This window comes from Methylobacterium sp. R2-1, from assembly GCF_014191355.1.
In the GTDB taxonomy this organism is placed as follows: domain Bacteria; phylum Pseudomonadota; class Alphaproteobacteria; order Rhizobiales; family Beijerinckiaceae; genus Methylobacterium.
The window spans coordinates 257998-274426 of sequence record NZ_JACHWM010000003.1 but is presented as its reverse complement, the minus strand read 5'-3'; the positions used below and the strand labels follow the sequence as shown (position 1 = coordinate 274426).

The 16429-nt window shown below is 67.2% G+C and carries 15 protein-coding genes; 12 read left to right on the top strand and 3 right to left on the bottom strand.

Features of this window, described 5'->3' with window-relative positions; translation table 11 throughout:
* Nucleotides 1-192 precede the first annotated feature (192 nt).
* On the top strand, nt 193-1794 hold the full coding sequence (locus FHU13_RS06150; RefSeq protein ID WP_246714499.1) for a methyl-accepting chemotaxis protein: 1602 nt from the start codon (nt 193-195) through the stop codon (nt 1792-1794).
* A 205-nt stretch (nt 1795-1999) separates the two neighbouring features.
* Here the strand turns inward: FHU13_RS06150 and FHU13_RS06145 are convergent, their stop codons facing one another.
* Entirely contained in the window at nt 2000-2971 is a 972-nt protein-coding gene (locus FHU13_RS06145; RefSeq protein WP_183435112.1) for a LysR family transcriptional regulator, read from the bottom strand.
* A gap of 106 nt (nt 2972-3077) precedes the next feature.
* Between FHU13_RS06145 and FHU13_RS06140 the strand changes: the two genes are divergently transcribed.
* Nucleotides 3078-3800, top strand: coding sequence for an SDR family oxidoreductase (locus tag FHU13_RS06140; protein ID WP_312889553.1), 723 nt, complete (start codon nt 3078-3080; stop codon nt 3798-3800).
* A 207-nt stretch (nt 3801-4007) separates the two neighbouring features.
* Entirely contained in the window at nt 4008-4409 is a 402-nt protein-coding gene (locus FHU13_RS06135) for a nuclear transport factor 2 family protein (protein ID WP_183434987.1), read from the top strand.
* Nucleotides 4410-4792: 383 nt separating this feature from the next.
* Here the strand turns inward: FHU13_RS06135 and FHU13_RS06130 are convergent, their stop codons facing one another.
* Nucleotides 4793-5077, bottom strand: coding sequence for a hypothetical protein (locus FHU13_RS06130; RefSeq protein ID WP_183434986.1), 285 nt, complete (start codon nt 5075-5077; stop codon nt 4793-4795).
* A 263-nt stretch (nt 5078-5340) separates the two neighbouring features.
* Between FHU13_RS06130 and FHU13_RS06125 the strand changes: the two genes are divergently transcribed.
* The 8 genes from FHU13_RS06125 (at nt 5341) to FHU13_RS06090 (ending at nt 14320) form a co-directional block, all read left to right on the top strand.
* Complete coding sequence (locus FHU13_RS06125; protein ID WP_183434985.1) at nt 5341-5868, top strand: RNA polymerase sigma factor; 528 nt, start codon at nt 5341-5343, stop codon at nt 5866-5868.
* Nucleotides 5865-6638, top strand: coding sequence for an anti-sigma factor family protein (locus FHU13_RS06120; protein ID WP_183434984.1), 774 nt, complete (start codon nt 5865-5867; stop codon nt 6636-6638). Before FHU13_RS06125 ends, FHU13_RS06120 begins: the two co-directional genes overlap by 4 nt.
* Nucleotides 6639-6645: 7 nt before the next feature.
* Nucleotides 6646-7758, top strand: coding sequence for a catalase family peroxidase (locus tag FHU13_RS06115; RefSeq protein WP_183434983.1), 1113 nt, complete (start codon nt 6646-6648; stop codon nt 7756-7758).
* A complete protein-coding gene (locus FHU13_RS06110; protein ID WP_183434982.1) occupies nt 7755-8321 on the top strand; it encodes a cytochrome b in 567 nt (188 codons plus the stop codon). Before FHU13_RS06115 ends, FHU13_RS06110 begins: the two co-directional genes overlap by 4 nt.
* Before the next feature lie 490 nt (nt 8322-8811).
* A complete protein-coding gene (locus FHU13_RS06105; protein ID WP_183434981.1) occupies nt 8812-10146 on the top strand; it encodes a leucine-rich repeat-containing protein kinase family protein in 1335 nt (444 codons plus the stop codon).
* Between the two features lie 99 nt (nt 10147-10245).
* Nucleotides 10246-11784, top strand: a complete 1539-nt coding sequence (locus FHU13_RS06100; RefSeq protein ID WP_183434980.1) for a CYTH and CHAD domain-containing protein — start codon at nt 10246-10248, stop codon at nt 11782-11784.
* Nucleotides 11785-11995: 211 nt separating this feature from the next.
* On the top strand, nt 11996-12505 hold the full coding sequence (locus FHU13_RS06095) for a CYTH domain-containing protein (RefSeq protein WP_183434979.1): 510 nt from the start codon (nt 11996-11998) through the stop codon (nt 12503-12505).
* A gap of 87 nt (nt 12506-12592) precedes the next feature.
* Nucleotides 12593-14320 (top strand): adenylate/guanylate cyclase domain-containing protein, encoded by a 1728-nt coding sequence (locus FHU13_RS06090; RefSeq protein WP_183434978.1) that lies wholly within the window; start codon nt 12593-12595, stop codon nt 14318-14320.
* Between the two features lie 9 nt (nt 14321-14329).
* Here the strand turns inward: FHU13_RS06090 and FHU13_RS06085 are convergent, their stop codons facing one another.
* On the bottom strand, nt 14330-15520 hold the full coding sequence (locus FHU13_RS06085; protein ID WP_183434977.1) for an L-dopachrome tautomerase-related protein: 1191 nt from the start codon (nt 15518-15520) through the stop codon (nt 14330-14332).
* 663 nt (nt 15521-16183) lie between these two features.
* Between FHU13_RS06085 and FHU13_RS06080 the strand changes: the two genes are divergently transcribed.
* Complete coding sequence (locus FHU13_RS06080; RefSeq protein WP_183434976.1) at nt 16184-16426, top strand: hypothetical protein; 243 nt, start codon at nt 16184-16186, stop codon at nt 16424-16426.
* Nucleotides 16427-16429 lie beyond the last annotated feature (3 nt).

Sequence of the window (16429 nt, the reverse complement as noted above, 5' to 3'; positions counted from 1 at the left end):
CTTTGCACGATCGTAGATTGCACCAGCGGCCGACCTGAGGTCGCGGCAGGCCTACCTGCAAGTGTCGAGCGCTTCGCCGTCCTGCAGAAGGAGGCAGATGCGGCCCTCGCGCTGCCCCTGGAGCAGCGCCGGGTGGGTCTGAGCCGCGAGTACAACGCCGCCGCCACGGAGGTGATCGACAGGTTGGAGAAGATGTCGGTCGCGCTCGGCGAGGCGATCCGGATGGTCGACACCACGACGGCTGAGTTGATGGCCGTCAAGCAGGCCGCTTGGCTCGCACGCGACGGAGTCGGGCTGGAGCGCACGATCCTGGCGGAGGTACGCAGCAAAGGCGAGATCTCACCAGAAGCAGATCGCAAGATGGCTGATCTGCGTGGTCGAGCCCTCGTGAGCTGGTCCGTGCTCAATGAGCTTCTTGCACGGCCCGATGCTCCGGGCGAACTGGTGGCGCTAGCCAAGACGGCGAAGGCCGTCACCTTCGGAAGTTACGAGCGCGTCCGCGCCGCAGCCTACGAGGACGCCGTAGCCAAGCGGACTCCAACCATCGGCAATGACGAGCTCGACCGACTCGGCAACGAGGGGCTGGACGCGCTCTCAGCGATTCCGAATGCCGTGATGACCATGGCACGCACTCACGCCGAAACCCGGCAGAGCGCGGCCGTGGACCGACTGACCCGCGAAATCGGCCTGCTCACGATCGCTCTCATCCTGGCTGTGGTTGGCTTCGTCATCGTACGGTGGCGCATCACCGGCCCGATCACCGGCATGACCGGCATGATGCGCCAGCTCGCGAGCGGCAATCTTGACGTGGATGTGGTCGGTGCAAAGCGCCGGGACGAGGTCGGCGAAATGGCCAAGGCCGTGGAGGTGTTCAAGGATGGACTGATCCGAATGAAGGCGCTGGAGGCGGAAACGGCGCTCGCACGCGCTTCGGCGGAAGAGCAACGCAAGGCAACGTTGCGTGATATGGCTGGCCGCTTGGAGCAGGCGGTGGGCGGAATCGTCGGCATGGTCTCGTCCTCCGCCACCGAGCTTCAGGCCACCGCCCAGCAGATGACGGCAACCGCTTCGCAGACCGCTGCCCAGTCGGCGACGGTTGCGGCGGCCGCCGAGGAGGCGGCGAGTAACGTCAACACCGTCGCAGCGGCGGCCGAGGAGCTCGGCGCCTCGGTGCGGGAGATCAGCCGGCAGGTCGATGGCTCGACCAGCCTCGCGCATGTTGCAGTGGGCGAAGCCAGCCGGTCGGCGGCTCTGGTACAGGAACTCAGCGGTGCGGTGGCTCGGATCGGAGACGTGGTGACGTTGATCTCGACGATTGCCAGCCAAACAAACCTGCTGGCCCTGAATGCCACCATTGAGGCCGCCCGAGCCGGCGAGGCTGGCCGCGGCTTCGCGGTCGTCGCTGCCGAGGTGAAGGAGTTGGCAAACCAGACGGCACGGGCCACGGACGAGATCGGCCGACAGATCGGCCATATCCAAGGCTCGACCGAACAGGCCGTGCAGGCCATTGGCGGGATCTCGACGCGGATCCGTGAGATCGCCGAGGTCGCAACCTCCATCGCCGCGGCGGTGGAGGAGCAGGGTGCGGCCACGCAGGAGATCGTGCGTAACGTTGCCCAAGCGGCCGCAGGAACGGGCGAGGTCACGGGCAACATTGCCGGTGTGGCGAGTGCCGCCGAGGAAACGGGCGCGGCGGCTAGTCAGGTGCTGGGTGCGGCCTCCGAACTGTCGCTGCAATCGGAGCAGCTGAATGCGGAGGTTGACCGGTTTCTCTCGATGGTTCGGGCGGCTTGACGTAGGCCAGGCTGGTCCAGATGCATCCCCTCTCGTTGCCAGAGCACCATCCGAGGGCAGTTCGTGCGTGTAACGGAGGATGCGTTATGCGAACTGCTGCCCCTTCCGGTCCTCTCACATGCTGGTCCGGATATCTGCTCGGAAGGAAGAAGCAAAACTGAGGGCAGCGGCCACGACACCAGCACGGGATGCCCCGATGGGGCGGTTAGGCGCCGGATGGAGCGTCCTCCTTGCCTCCGAGCGCTGAGGTGACCAACGTGTCCCAAGGTGCCGGTGAGGGAAATACCTCACCGAGGAAAGCCAGGAATGCCTTAACGTTCGGGTTACCGCGCCGGCTCTCTGGCCACAGCGCCGTCATGACGGATCGCTCGACCGCAAACTCTTGCAGCACCGGTGCCAGCATACCTCGCTCGACATACGGCGCGGCGATGTAGGTCGGTGAGATGCCAATCCCGCCGCCAGCCACCAGCACCGCCGCGACGGCATCGCTGAAGTCCGTGACGATGCCGGCGTTCGGCGTGAGTTCGACCGTGCGGACGCCCACGCGGAATGGCCAGCGCAGGGCTTGGCCCGTGCTCTGGAAGCGGAAGTTCACGCATTCGTGGTGGATGAGGTCGTCCGGATGCCGCGGAGTGCCACGCTTCTCCAGGTAGGTCGGCGACGCGAAGGCACAGAGCCTGTGCGGCGCGAGGCGGCGGGAGATAAGGCGTGAGTCCGAGAGCTCGCCGACCCGGATCGCGACGTCGATGCCCTCTTCGATGAGGTCCGCGAAGCGGTCGCTGAGGCGCAAGTCGACCGACAGCCTCGGATAGCGCTCGCGGAACCGCGGCAGCGCCGGGGCGAGCAGGTGAACGCCGACCGGAAACGGCGCCGTGACCTTCAGGGTGCCGGCCGGCTCGGAGCGCGCTGCGACCGCGGCCTGCTCGATCGCTTCTGCCTCGTGCAGAAGGCGCAGCGCTCTTTCGTGCAGGTCGCGGCCCTCCGGAGTTAGCGTCAGTGAGCGCGTGGTGCGGGTGAACAGGCTCAGGCCCAGCCGCTCCTCCAGCCGCTGCACGCTCTTGCTCACCGCCGAGGGCGAGATGCCGAGCGAATGCGCGGCGGCCGTGTAGCTGCCGAGCGAGGCGGAACGGGCGAAGGCAATGATGCCGGTGAGGCGGTCGAGGCCGATCTGTTCCATGACGGCATGAGTGAAACGAACTACGGCCAGATTATCAAGATGCAGGACAAGAGCCATCCTCCCTCTCATCGGCGCGGCATCAGCGCCAATGAGAAGGATCATCATCGTGAGCAGCACTCTTCAGGATCGCACTGTGGTCATCTTCGGCGGCACCTCGGGCATCGGTCTCGCGGCTGCCCAGCAGGCCAAGGCCGCCGGCGCCAGGGTCATCGTGGTCGGCTTCAACGCCGAGGGCGCCGAGCGGGTCGCGGCCGAGAACCGCTTCGCTGGGTGGCGCGCTGCAGATGTCAACCGTTCCGAGACCATCGTCGCGGCGCTCGCCGACCTACCGCGGGTCGACCACCTCGTCCTGCTCGCCGGCACCTTCGTGGCCGGCAAGATCCTGGAGGCTGAGGTCGACTACCTGAAGCGCGCCTTCGACGAGCGGATCTGGGCTGCGGTGCACACGCTGCGCACCCTCGGCGACCGGCTCGCGCTGGACGGCTCCGTTACCTTCATCTCCGGCGCCTTGGCGGATCGCCCCAACGCCCAAGGCACCGCCGTGCTGGCTGCCGCTTCCGCTGCGATGGAGGCGTTCGCGCGCGGCCTCGCGCTCGAGTTGGCGCCGGTGCGGGTGAACTCGCTCTCGCCCGGCACCACCGACACTCCGCTCCTTGCACGCACTCTCGGCGCCCGCCGCGATGAGTATGTCGCCGCGCTCACTGAGAAGCTGCCGCAGCGGCGCCTCGGTACGGCCGAAGAGGCCGGCGCGGCAGTCGTCTTCCTGATGAGCAACGGATTCATGAACGGCGAGACCCTGCACGTCGATGGCGGCGCTCGCCTCATCTGATCGCCGTCATCACCCCGCTCATCGCCCTTGGCCGGATGGGTCAGAGCACGGAAATCGCAGCGCTCGTGGCCTTCCTGAGCGGACCGGAAGCCGGGTTCATCTCTCGGGGGCGGCGCTGACCGCCAATGACGGGTCCTTGGCTTGACCATTCGGTTCGGAAGGCCGCGCACCTTCCCCTACGTTCCAGTCAAACAGGGAGATACCCCGATGTCTAAGACCACAAACGTCGGTCACCTGGCGCCAGAACCCGACTATGACCGGCTGCTGCGAGCCAACCTGGAGCGCGTCTTCAACGAACGCGACGCCGGCAAACGTGCGGCAGCCCTGGACGAGCTCTTCGTGGCCGAGCCGGTCATGTACGAGCCGACCAACATCGTCGAGGGACGGTCCGACCTCGCTACGGTTGCCGGAAATCTACTAGAGCAATTCGGGCCGACGTTCCGGTTCAAGCCCGTCGGCATAGCCGTCGGACACCATGGCCTGGGTTCACTACAGTGGCAGGCTGGCCCGGAAGGCGGGCCAGTCGCGGTCACCGGCACGGACGTGGCCGAGGTCGTCGACGGCAGGATCGCACGCCTCTGGGTGCTCCTCAACCCACTTGAGGCTTGAGAGCGCTACCGTATAAAACCCACGAGTTCACTAACACGCAGGCGTTCCACGAAATATTAGATTACGTCGTCCTAAGAACAGGTCACCTAAAGCATCCGGGACGAAGGCGGACATTGTGACAGCTCCTCAACCGGGCAGAAGAGGGGTGCTGTCTGCTATACCCGCCAGATTACGTTTGACTGAGATCGCCCTGAGAGCGTCCTCTCAGAGCGCTTCCATCGGATGATTCTGCGCCATCGTTTCGGGCGAGGATCAGGTCTCTCCCTGAGGGCGATCACATCACCAAGAGGTGACCGCCCCCTTTTGGGCAAGCTCACGTTATGCGAGCGGCGCGAACGACTCGCGGCGAGGCTGATAACAGTAAGTCGCAATCACACCAGGGATCAGTTGGAGATCAGCTCTCGTGCGGGACCGCCCGTCTCCTGGCCTCGACCGCGAGCATAGGGCGGCAGAGCCGGGTTCTTGGCATTTGCATAGTCCGCATCAGTCTCGAAGTCCTCGCTACGCGGCACCACGCCCACCGGCAAAGGTGAGGACAACGAGGATATGCAGAGCGCTGAACAGGGTTGCGCAGGTGCGATGACCTTTGCGCTTGCACCTATGTCGGCTGCGGCAAGTGTACCGGCTGCGGTGAGCAGGACAACAACGCTGTGCTTGATGCTGAGCATGTCATGTTCCTCGGCTTTCCGGTCGAACACTTTGCTCGGTCCGGTTACGGCCTGACAGACGCGGCATTTCACATTTTATTCCGAACTGGGCGGAAAAACTTCTGCGATATCGCTCGGTGCACTTCTCGGCATCCGGTCGAAAAAATTCGGCGAGCTCCGGAATAAACGTCGAGAAACGGCGTCTCTGTCCCCGAAAGGCCACCAAGCGCTCCCGCCGCGAGTGGCTGAGTCAAACGAAGTCCGCGTCTGTCAGGAGACTGGCCGTGAGCGATATGATCCGCCTCATCGAGCCGCTTATCCCGGCTCTTCGCCGCTATGCCCGCGCCCTCCTGCACAACCCGACCGATGCCGACGACCTTGTCCAGGACTGTCTGGAGCGCGCCATCAGCCGGTGGCATCAGCGCCGCACCGACGGTGATGTGCGCACATGGCTTTACGCCATTCTTCACAACCTCGCCGTCAGCCAGATGCGCCAGCGCGCCCGTCGCGGCTCGTACATGCCCGTTGATGATGCGCCGGAGGCAACCCTCGCGGTTGCTCCGAGCCAGGATGATGGCCTGCTTCAGCGTGACCTGACGGCGGCCCTCGCTGCTCTGCCTGAGGAGCAGCGGAGCGTGCTCCTGCTCGTGAGCGTGGAGGGGCTCTCCTACGCCGAGACCGCGCAGGTTCTCGCCATACCGATCGGCACCGTGATGTCGCGCCTGGCGCGTGCGCGCGACCGGATGATCCATCTCATGGACGGAGAGAACGTGGCTCCCGTCAAGCGTCCGCTGCTCAGGAGGGTGAAGTGACCGTACGCCCGATCACCGAGGACGATCTCCAGGCATTCGTCGACGAGCGCTTGGAAGCAACGCGCAGGACCGAGGTCGAAGCCTACCTCGCCTGCCACCCCGATGTCAGTCGGCGCGTCGAGCGCATGCGCGCACTCGGTAACGACTTGCGAGGGGTCTTCGCGCCGGTGGCAGTCGAACCGGTCCCGGCGCAACTCAACCTCGCCCATCTCGTCGAAGCGCGACGGCGCCCGCGTCTGCCCGCTTGGCAGGCTGCGGCTGCGGCCGTGCTGCTCGCGCTCGGTGGCCTCGGCGGCTGGGGCCTTCGCGGAACGTTGTCCCCGCCGATGATCGGGGTCGATGCCTTGGCCCAGGAGGCGAGTGCGAACTACTCGGTCTATGCGCCCGATCACATGCGCCCAGTCGAGCTCGCAGCCAGCGAGAGCGACGAACTCGCGCGCTGGTTCTCCGCCCGGCTTGAGCGCCGTGTCGGTGTGCCGGACCTGAGTTCCTCCGGCTATCGCCTGATGGGCGGGCGCCTCGTGGCCACACCGCACGGTCCGGCAGGCCTGCTGATGTACGACGATCACCACGGCACGCGCCTCGTCATGCTGATGCGGCCCATGGCGCAACCGGGCGATGTGCCCATGCGCGAGCACCGGTCCGGGTCGGCCGCCGGTTACGCCTGGGCCCAGGACGGGCTGGGTTACAGCCTCGTGGGGGCGAGCGATCCGGTCGGCCTGCACACTCTCGCCAACGAGATCCGCCGCACGACCGCGACGAACACCTGAGGCATCCATGACCCTGCTGCACCATCTGACCGGGGCTCCTCCCGGAATGACGACGCGCGCCCTGATGCTGCGCCTCTCCACCATCGGAACCGTGCTCGCCGGGGCCGCCGGAAGCCTCGCCTATGCGGGCGGCTGGCTGTCGCCGGGTGCCTTGACCCCAGCCCTGGTCATCGACCGGTTCGAGCAGGTGAACGGTCCGCATCTCGGCTTTCGGCGCAACCACGCCAAGGGCCTGTGCGTGGCTGGCAGCTTCGCCAGCAACGGAACAGGAGCCCGCCTCTCGAAGGCGAGCGTGTTCTCGGCGGGGCGCGTGACGCGGGTCGCAGGACGAGTCGCACTGGCAGGCGGGCAGCCGTACGCGGCCGATGCCGGGACGACCGTGCGCAGCCTCGCCCTGCGCTTCCCGCTGCCTGATGGTGAGGAGTGGCGCACGGGCATGAACAACATTCCGGTCTTTCCGGTGCGCACACCCGAAGCGTTCTACGAGCAGTTGCTCGCCGCCAAGCCGGATCCGGCTACCGGCAAGCCCGATCCCGAGCGCATGAAGGCGTTCTTCGCGGCCCATCCGGAAAGCGTAAAGGCCACTGGCCTGATCAAGGCGCGCACGATCACCTCGGGTTTCGCCGACAGCACCTTCTGGAGCCTGAACGCCTTCCGGTTCACGGCGGCCGATGGCCATGTGACACCGGTGCGCTGGGCCTTCGTACCGGAGCTGCAGGCGACGCAAGAGACCGCCGCGCAGGCATCGCAGACGGACAAGAACTACTTGTTCGACGACTTCGTCGCGCAGCTTCAGCGGGAACCGTTGCGCTGGCATCTCATCGTGACGCTGGGTCAGACGAGTGATGCAACCGCCGACGCGACACTGCCTTGGCCCGCAGACCGCGAGCGCGTGGATGTGGGCACCCTGACCCTCACCGACGCGGCACCGGAGGAAGCCGGCAATTGCCGGGACATCAACTTCGATCCGCTCGTCCTGCCGGAGGGCATCGCACCGTCCGGCGATCCGCTGCTGAGCGCCCGCTCGGCCGCCTATTTCCGCTCCTCCACTCGCCGAGCTGGCGAGGAGAAGAGCGCCAGCGCCGTGCCTGCAACGACCACTCGAGGACCTGGCCTGTGACGGATCCCATCGGCTTCAACCCGCCGGCACGCCTGCTCCACTGGAGCATGGCGGCACTGATTCTGGCCATGCTGCTCATCGGCGTCGCGATGGTGACCTCGCTCGCCGACTACCACGCCTTGGTCGCGCTTCACCGACCACTCGGCCTCCTGATCCTGCTCCTTGCAGTCCTGCGGCTCGCGAACCGCTGGCGCTGTCCGCCGCCGCCCCTACCGTCGGATCTGCCCGCGTGGCAGCGGCGGGCCGCGCATGCTTCACACATCATGCTCTACGGGCTGATGCTGGCCATGCCGCTCGTCGGTTGGGCGATGCTGTCGGCGGCGCGCTACCCCGTTGCGCTGGCCGGGCCGCTCGTGCTGCCACCGATCCTGCCGCAGAGCCCGATGCTGTACGCTTGGCTACGCGAGCTCCACACCGTGCTGGCCTACACGCTGTTCGGCATCATCCTGACTCATCTCGGGGCGGCGCTGCTGCACGTGCTGATCCGCCAGGACGGTGTGTTCGCCAGCATGGCACCTTGGCGTTCGCGACGCCCGGCTACGACGCGCCGGGCAGACGCATGATCGGAGGCGCAAACGCCGAATGTGAGCACGGACCGGGAGGGGCTCCATGCCGTGGCATTCGTCCCAGGAAACCGGGCCGGGGTCTGCGCCAGCTTGCCACCCAGGCGCGGGAACGGCGCGTTTGACTGAGTTTGAACTGTCACTCAGAAGAGTGGAACGTCATGCCCGTACCAAGCAGCCTTCAAGACGGCTGCCTCGAACTTACGGATGACCGATCAGCCAACGATCAGATGCCTCGCACCGTTCAACAGCTGAGCGAAAACGCGAGCAACGACAAGCCCAAATAGATGTTGCAGGGACCTCTCGAGGACATCGACAAGCACACTCGTATAATCAAAGGCCGCATCAAGCCGGTCGGCGGCGAGGTCGACCTGACCGGTATTTCGAACCCGATCAAGTGAAATTCTAGTGCATGATGGTGGCCAGGTGGAGAGGCTTGATCGCTGAGCGCTAGATCGTCATCCCGGCGTGAGTGACGCACGAGATCTCGATGAACAGCCCACCGCCGCCTCCGCTGCACGCCCTCCGTCGCGGCGAACTCGCCGGGGCGCGGGAGCTGCGCCTGAGCGGACAGCTGAGCGAGTTTCCGCCCGAAATCTTCGGCCTCGCCGACACATTGGAGTTGCTCGATCTCAGCGGCTGCGGCCTCTCCGAACTTCCGGACGACATCGGCCGACTCAAGCGGCTGAGCGTCCTGTTCTGCTCCGGCAATCACTTCGAGCGGCTTCCGCCCGCGCTCGGGGATTGCCCGGCGCTGAGCCAGATCGGTTTCCGCGCCACCGGATTGCGCGAGGTTCCGGCCGAGGCCTTGCCCCCGGCCCTGCGCTGGCTCACGCTGACCGACAACCGGATCGAGCATCTGCCCGACGCCCTCGGTCGGCGCCCGCACTTGCAGAAGCTGATGCTGTCGGGAAACCGGCTGCAGGCGCTGCCGTCCTCGCTTGAGGGCGTGCAAAACCTCGAATTGATGCGCCTCTCGGCCAACCGCTTCGAGGCGTTGCCCGCTTGGCTGACGGAGATGCCGCGGCTCGCCTGGATCGCCTGGGCCGGCAATCCTCTCGACGATGAGGCAAGGCCGGCGCTTGTGCCGCGCGTACCCTGGGATGCGCTCGATCTCGGCCCGTGCCTCGGCGAAGGTGCGTCGGGACGGATTCACCAGGCACTGTGGCGTCGATCCGGCGGAGTGGAGGCGGTCGCGGTGAAGCTGTTCAAGGGCCGGATGACCAGCGACGGGCTGCCCGAGCGCGAGATGGAGGCCTGCCTCGCCGCCGGCCGGCACCCCCATCTAACCGGTGCCCTCGGCCGGATCGAGGGCCACCCAGATGGGGTGCAGGGGCTCCTGATGCCGCTGATCCCGGACGATTGGCGGGTCCTGGCCGGACCGCCGAGCCTGGAGAGCTGCAGCCGCGACGTCTACGCGGCCGACCTCGCTTTGCCGCCGCAGACGGCATTGCGCATCGCGGGCGGCGCGGCCCGGGCCGCCGCCCATCTCCACGATTGCGGCGTGCTCCACGGCGATCTCTACGCGCACAACACACTCTGGGACGGGCGCGTCGGCGAGACGGTGCTCAGCGATTTCGGGGCTGCTTCACTGCTGCCGCGCGGCGAGGCCGGCGCTTCGTGGCTGCGCATCGAGACCCGCGCCTGGGGCATCCTGCTCGGCGAACTGCTCGACCGCTGCGCTGAGGAACCCGAGGGGATCGCCGCGTTGCGCGCGCTGGAGCGAGCCTGCTGCCAGGCCGACACGCGGGCCCGCCCCTCGATAGCCGAGGTGGTGGACATCCTGTTCCCACTTCTGTCGCCGGAACGTCGCGCTCCTGCGTGATCCATGACCCGCTGAGCCGCGTTGTGTTTGTCTCGGACAATGCGGCAGGATGCAGACTCGCATCCGCCACAACCCCTACGAGGAGCAGGACGAAACCGCATGAGCGACCCGCGCGAGATCGAGCTGAAGCTGGAATGCGAGCCTTCCGACATCGCCAGCCTGCAGGATCATCCGCTCCTGCGGGATGCGGCGGTGCAAGGGGAAGCGGAACTCGCCTCCGTCTACTTCGATACGTCCGACCGGCAGCTGCTGGCAGCCAAGTTCGGGCTGCGGGTGCGCGAGAGCGGCGGTCGCTTCGTCCAGACCCTCAAGGCCGAGGGTGACGGTCTGTTCGACCGGCCGGAATGGGAGCATCCGGTCGAGCGCTCCGAACCCGACCGGGCGGTCCTCGCCGACACACCGTTCGCGCGCCACGTCGATGCCGGCGCGGCGCTGGAGCCGCTCTTCATCACCCGTGTGACTCGGCGGACCTACCTCATCGAGCAGGGCGAGTCGCGCATCGAGGTTGCCCTCGATACGGGCCGGATCGAGGCACCCGCCGCGGGTGACCGCATCCTGCCGATCTGCGAGGTCGAGCTCGAACTGAAGGATGGGACGGCGAGCGACCTGTTCGCCCTCGCGCAGGCCGTCGCGAACCTCGTACCGGTGCGCCTCGGCGTGCGCAGCAAGGCCGAGCGCGGCTATGCCCTGGCCACGGGCAAGCTCGAGAAGGTGCGCAAGGCCGAGCCCGTGCCACTGCGCGAGGACATGAGCGCGGCCGATGCCTTCCGGGCCGTGGCGCACGCCTGCCTGCGCCAGATGCGCATCAACGAGGACATCCTGCTCAAGGGCCGCGACGTCGATGCCCTGCACCAGATGCGCGTCGCGATCCGACGCCTGCGCTCGGCCTTCTCCCTGTTCGGCGACCTCGTGGACGATCCGCTCGGCGTGCGCATCCGGACTGAGTTGAAGGAAGTCACGGAGCCGTTAGGGCGGGCGCGCAACCTCGACGTTTTCCTCGCCACCATCCTGCCGGCCGAGCGCGAGCGGCATCCGGACGAGACCGGCCTGCTCGGCCTGGAGCGCCAGCTCGAGGACGAGCGCTCGAAAGCCTATCGCGACATCGCCGCGCTCCTCGGCTCGGATGCGTGGCGGATGCTGCTGCTCGACCTCGTCGGCTGGATCAATGCCGGCCCGTGGCTGCGCGACAAGAGCCCCGGACGCGCCGCCCTGCGCGAGGAGCCGGCCCGCGTCTTCGCCGCCCGCGAACTCGACCGGCGGCGGCGGCAGGTGAAGCGGCGCGGACGCCATCTCGACGAACTCGATCCCGAGGAGCGCCACCGAGTCCGCATCGCCGCGAAGAAGCTGCGCTACGGCGCCGAGTTCTTCGCCGCGCTCTTCCCCGGTAAGAAGGCCGCCAAGCGCCACTCCGCCTTCGGCAAGGCACTCTCCGACCTTCAGGACCATCTCGGCGCGCTCAACGACATCGCCACAGGCGACGAGCTGATGCGGGATCTGACGGCCGAGTCGGTCGGCGCCTCGACTCTGTTCGCCGCTGGAATGACCGCAGCCGACATCGAGGCGCGCACCCGCACGCTCTTGGAGGCTGCGGCGGAGGCGCACGAGGAACTCGTCGATACCAAACCCTTCTGGCGCTGAGGCGAATCCAGTCACGACGGGAGCCGGGCACTTGCGGAAGAAGGGTCGAAGCGAACCTGGCTCCCGTGTCAATCGATCTAAGCAGGTTCTAAGTCCGCTCAGGTTGCGGCCGTGTCCTGCGCGATGCCCGATTGCCCGCAACCAAACTCTGCCGTAACGCGGCCGGGTTGAAGGCGCGGGAACGTTTCCGCCGCCAGAGTTTTTCGCGGTAATGCGTTTCGAGGTCGAGCGAAAATTCCTCGTGGCCGATGACGGCTGGCAGGCCGGTGTCACCTCTCGCCGTCACCTCACGGATGGCTTGGTCGGGCAGTTCTCAACTGGGAACAAAGTGCGGGTGCGGCTCGACGAGGACCGGGCGTGGCTGACAGTCAAGGGCGAGCGCGTCGGCCTTGGAAGGCCAGAATTCGAGTACGAGATCCCACGCACCGACGCGGAATCGATGCTGAGCCTCGTCTGCGACACCTGCTTCATCGAGAAGACGCGCCACTGCGTGCCCCATGCCGGACTGGTCTGGGAAGTCGATGTCTACGGTGGGACGCTGACCGGTATGATCCTGGCCGAGGTGGAACTTGAGCATGAAGAACAAGCCTTCGAGCGTCCACCCTGGCTCGGCCGTGAGGTGACGGGGGATCTGCGCTTCCGCCAGTCGGCCTTGCTGCGCCGCTTCAGCGAAGCGGGGCGGGTCGTCACCGTGGAAGAGGTTCTGACCGCGCCGCCTTGATCGACCGGCGGTCGCACGGCTTCGTCGTCGCATCCGCTCGCGCTATGAAGGCTCGGGAGTAGTCTTTCGAACGAGGGAGCGGGGACGGTGGAGCAGGCGGCGCGTCCGGGCGATGGCCGCCCCTCCCGCCTGCGCCGGCTCGTCCGCCCGAGCGTGCGACGGCTTCGCCTCTGCAGCGGCCTCGTGCTGTTCGCCTACGTGCTCACGCACCTGCTCTGCCACGCACTCGGCAACATCTCCCTCGACGCGCTGGAAACCGGGCTCGTCGTGAAGGTCGCGCTCTGGCGCACGCTGCCGGCCCTGGTGCTTCTCTACGGCGCGCTGGCGATCCACCTCGTTCTCGGGCTTTACGCCTTCTACGAGCGGCGCTTCTACCGGGTGCGGCCGGCCGAGACCGCGCAGCTCCTGCTCGGCCTCGCGGTCCCGGTGCTGCTCCTCAGTCACGTCGTCGGCACCCGTCTCGCCTGGAGCCTTGAGGGGCTGGACCGAGGTTATCCCCAGGTTCTCTACGCGACCTGGGTCGCCGCTCCGGGCCAAGGCATGATGCAGGCGGTCGGTCTCGTCGTGGCGTGGCTGCACGGCTGCTTCGGCCTCGCTTTCTGGCTCCGGCTGAAGCGCGGTTTTCCCCGCGTCGCGCCCTGGCTGCTCGCGGGGTCGGTGCTCGTGCCAACCCTGGCGCTCCTCGGTATCGTCCAGGGCGGACGCAGCGTGGCGGCGCTCGCTGCCGATCCCGCCTGGCGTGCGCAGGAGCTGGGAGCAAACCATTTCGGCCTGCCGGCGCAGAGCGAGCGGCTGGGCCAGATCCGCCGCGGGTTGTTCTCGGCCTACATGGCGGCGCTCGCCCTCGTCGTGCTGGCCCGCGGCGCCCGCACCTTTGCCGAGGCACGGGGTGGCTTCGTGCGCATCGGCTATCCCGACGGGCGCACCGTCCGCGTGCCACGGGGCAGCAGCGTTCTCGAAGCGAGCCGGCGCGGCCGCATCCCGCATGCGAGCGTGTGCGGCGGGCGGGGCCGCTGCTCGACCTGCCGCATCCGTGTGGTCGACCCGGAGCGCCGCCGCCACCTACCGGAGCCGGAGCAGGCGGAGCGCCTCGTCTTGGAGCGCATCGGCGCGAGCCCCGGCATCCGGCTCGCCTGCCAGCTCCGGCCGACGGCCGACCTCACCGTCGCGCCCCTGTTCACACCGCAGACCCGCACTACGACCGGGCCCGATTCGGAACGGGCCGCGACCGGCGAGGAGCGGTTCGTCGTCGTGCTGTTCGCCGACCTGCGCGGCTCGACCCGGTTCGCCGAGGAGCACCTGCCCTACGACACTGTGTTCGTCATCGGCCGCTTCCTCGGCGCCGTCGGCCGGGCGGTGCGCGAGGCGGGCGGTTCGGTGAACCAGCATCTCGGCGACGGGCTGATGGCGATCTTCGGCCTCGATCGTGATCCGAAGCACGCGGCCCGCGACGCCCTGAAAGCGGTCGACGGCATTGCGCGCCACGTGGAGCAGCTCAATCGCATGCTTTCTGCCGATCTCGGTGAGCGCCTGCGCTACGGCATCGGCTTACATGCGGGCATGGCTATCGTCGGCGAACTCGGAGACGAGACAGAATCACGGTTCACGGTGCTCGGCGACACGGTCAACGTCGCCGCCCGGTTGGAGGGCCTGACCGGGCCGATGCGGCAGGTCGCGATCGTCTCGGAAGCCGTCTACGAGGCCGCCGGCCTCGCCCCCGGCACGCTTCAGGAGCTGACGCTGACGGGGCGAGCCCAGCCACTCCGGGCGCGCCTGATCGGTGCCGACGTTCCAGCGGCGCTTCAGGACGGATGATCGGTCCGGTCAGCGGCCCGTCGCGCGCCCACCCCCGTTCGAGCCGATGGCATCGGCCGGCGACGGCTTGATGGACCAGAGTTCCGTCGGCAGGCTGATCGGCGCGCCGGGCTTGTAATCGGCTGAATCCTGGATGTGCGAAGTGGTGACGTAGATAGTCCCGTCCGGCCCCTCGCCGAAGGTGTCCGGCCAGCGCAAGGACGGGTCCTGCACCAGCGTCGTCAGCCCATCCCTGCCGCCGGAGAGGTCGCGCACCTTCACCGCGTTGTCCTGGGGCGAGGTCACGTACATCCGCCCATCGCGGCGGGCGATCAGCAGGCCGTCCGCGACCCCGTTCTCGCCGACCTTCGCGATCTTGCCGGAAAGACTCTTGTCGGTGAGCGTGTCGGGCACCAGCGAGGCGGTCGCCCAGCCGGTCAGCGCGTCGGTCGGCAGGCTGTAGAGCGTCTTGCCCTTGATCGCCTGCCAGTAGAGTGTCTTGCCATCGTTCGCGAGGGCGATGCCGTCGGCGGCGAACTCCACACCGCGCCCGTCGGGCCGACGCAGCGGCTTGCCATCGTAGCTCACGGTCACCGACTTGTCGGGCATGGTCGAGGGATCGCCCGAGAGGATACGCTTGGCCGAGCCGCTGTCGAGATCAACGACGATCAGCGCACCCTCGGCGCCGGAATCGGTGAGGTAGGCGGTCTTGCCATCCGGCGAGATCCGCACGTCGTTGAGGTAGGAGGCCTGGAGTACAGTGCTGGTGTCGAAGGGGATCGTCTTGACCACCTTGTTGGTCTTCAAGTCGATCCCGACCAGCTTCGGCCCGTCCTTGATCACGTGGGCCATGGCGGGGGCCGCGGCGTCTACGACCCAGAGCCGGTCCTGTCCGTCGGCGACCACGCTCTGCACGCAGACGAAATGATCCTTCGGCGAGAGTTCGTCGGCTCGCGCGTTGCGCCACGCGTTCCACTGATCGTCGGGGTAGGGGACGGGCTTACCGTCCTTCAACTCGGCCACCGAGACCGGGGCATCCTCGCTCCAGCGCGGGAAGTTGACGAAGATGCGTCCGTCGCGGGCGACCGTGATGCCGGTCACCTGATGCTCGAAGCTCGCGATCTTGGTGAGCGCAGCCTTTTCCTGTGCCTGGGCGGGGAGGGGACTTGCCATCGTCCCGGTGAGCAGCACCGCGGCGAGGGCGGTGAAGGTTCTGGTCATGGTCGGGCTACCTCGGGCGAGAGGACGGAGCGCAATTGACCGTCGGAACCCCGGCCCGGCCAGCCGGGGTCCTTCACGAAACCGTTGCCCCGGGAGCGTCGTCCTGGAGGAGGACCGGACGGTGGCCAGGACGAAGTCCTGGGTCGGTGCCTCGTGGCCGGGCAGCTTGTCGCCCTCGACGCCGAGCACCTTGATTGCGATGCCGCGTTGGGCGGAAATCCGATCTTCAGGAGTTCGCCGGGGCCCTGCGCCCGTTCCGGCGGCAAATCCGGAAGGATCTCCAGCTCACCCATGGCGGCGCCGCTGATTTTGGCATGGGAGGCGCGCACCACGTGCCGGAATCGGTCCGCTGTGATCTCGCTCTCGTGGGTCATCGAGGCGATGATCCGGTCGACGGTCTCATTCTCGCCGGCGGCCGGGGTTTCGATACCGTCATGGTAGCGAATCGGTTCAGCAGGCGGGGAGAGGCTCGCGTCTCAGCGGATCTGAGAGAGCGAACTGGGAAAAACGCGTGGAAGTTCGGACCGACGCGCGGTTTGCAACTTCTCATCCTGGATCTTCGGTCGACCGGCTGGCGATGCGAAATCTGACCTGAAGTTTGCTGGAACGGTTCAGGTTCGCCCGCCGTTACAGGCGCAGATTGATCCCAATCGGAGGATTTTCATGCGCAAATCCCTTTTCGCTGCCGCCGCGGTCCTGACGCTCGCCGGGGCCTCGGGCGCCCTTGCCCAGACCACCGTGATCGAGCGCGACGCTCCGGATCGCGTCGTGGTGGATCGCGCGCCCAGCAACTCCTCGACCACCGTCGAGCGGCGGGAGCATTCGGACGGCTGCTCCAGCAAGACCGTGACGAAGGAAAACGACATGGGCGACCGTAAGACGGTCACCAAGGAGAACTGCGACTGATCC

Excerpts from the sequence above, each read along its gene's own strand:
- FHU13_RS06150 (WP_246714499.1), top strand. The coding sequence starts at position 193 with ATGTCGGTCGCGCTCGGCGAGGCGATCCGGATGGTCGACACCACGACG.
- FHU13_RS06145 (WP_183435112.1), bottom strand. The coding sequence starts at position 2,971 with ATGGAACAGATCGGCCTCGACCGCCTCACCGGCATCATTGCCTTCGCC.
- FHU13_RS06135 (WP_183434987.1), top strand. The coding sequence starts at position 4,008 with ATGTCTAAGACCACAAACGTCGGTCACCTGGCGCCAGAACCCGACTAT.
- FHU13_RS06130 (WP_183434986.1), bottom strand. The coding sequence starts at position 5,077 with ATGCTCAGCATCAAGCACAGCGTTGTTGTCCTGCTCACCGCAGCCGGT.
- FHU13_RS06115 (WP_183434983.1), top strand. The coding sequence starts at position 6,646 with ATGACCCTGCTGCACCATCTGACCGGGGCTCCTCCCGGAATGACGACG.
- FHU13_RS06105 (WP_183434981.1), top strand. The coding sequence starts at position 8,812 with ATGAACAGCCCACCGCCGCCTCCGCTGCACGCCCTCCGTCGCGGCGAA.
- FHU13_RS06100 (WP_183434980.1), top strand. The coding sequence starts at position 10,246 with ATGAGCGACCCGCGCGAGATCGAGCTGAAGCTGGAATGCGAGCCTTCC.
- FHU13_RS06095 (WP_183434979.1), top strand. The coding sequence starts at position 11,996 with ATGCGTTTCGAGGTCGAGCGAAAATTCCTCGTGGCCGATGACGGCTGG.
- FHU13_RS06085 (WP_183434977.1), bottom strand. The coding sequence starts at position 15,520 with ATGACCAGAACCTTCACCGCCCTCGCCGCGGTGCTGCTCACCGGGACG.
- FHU13_RS06080 (WP_183434976.1), top strand. The coding sequence starts at position 16,184 with ATGCGCAAATCCCTTTTCGCTGCCGCCGCGGTCCTGACGCTCGCCGGG.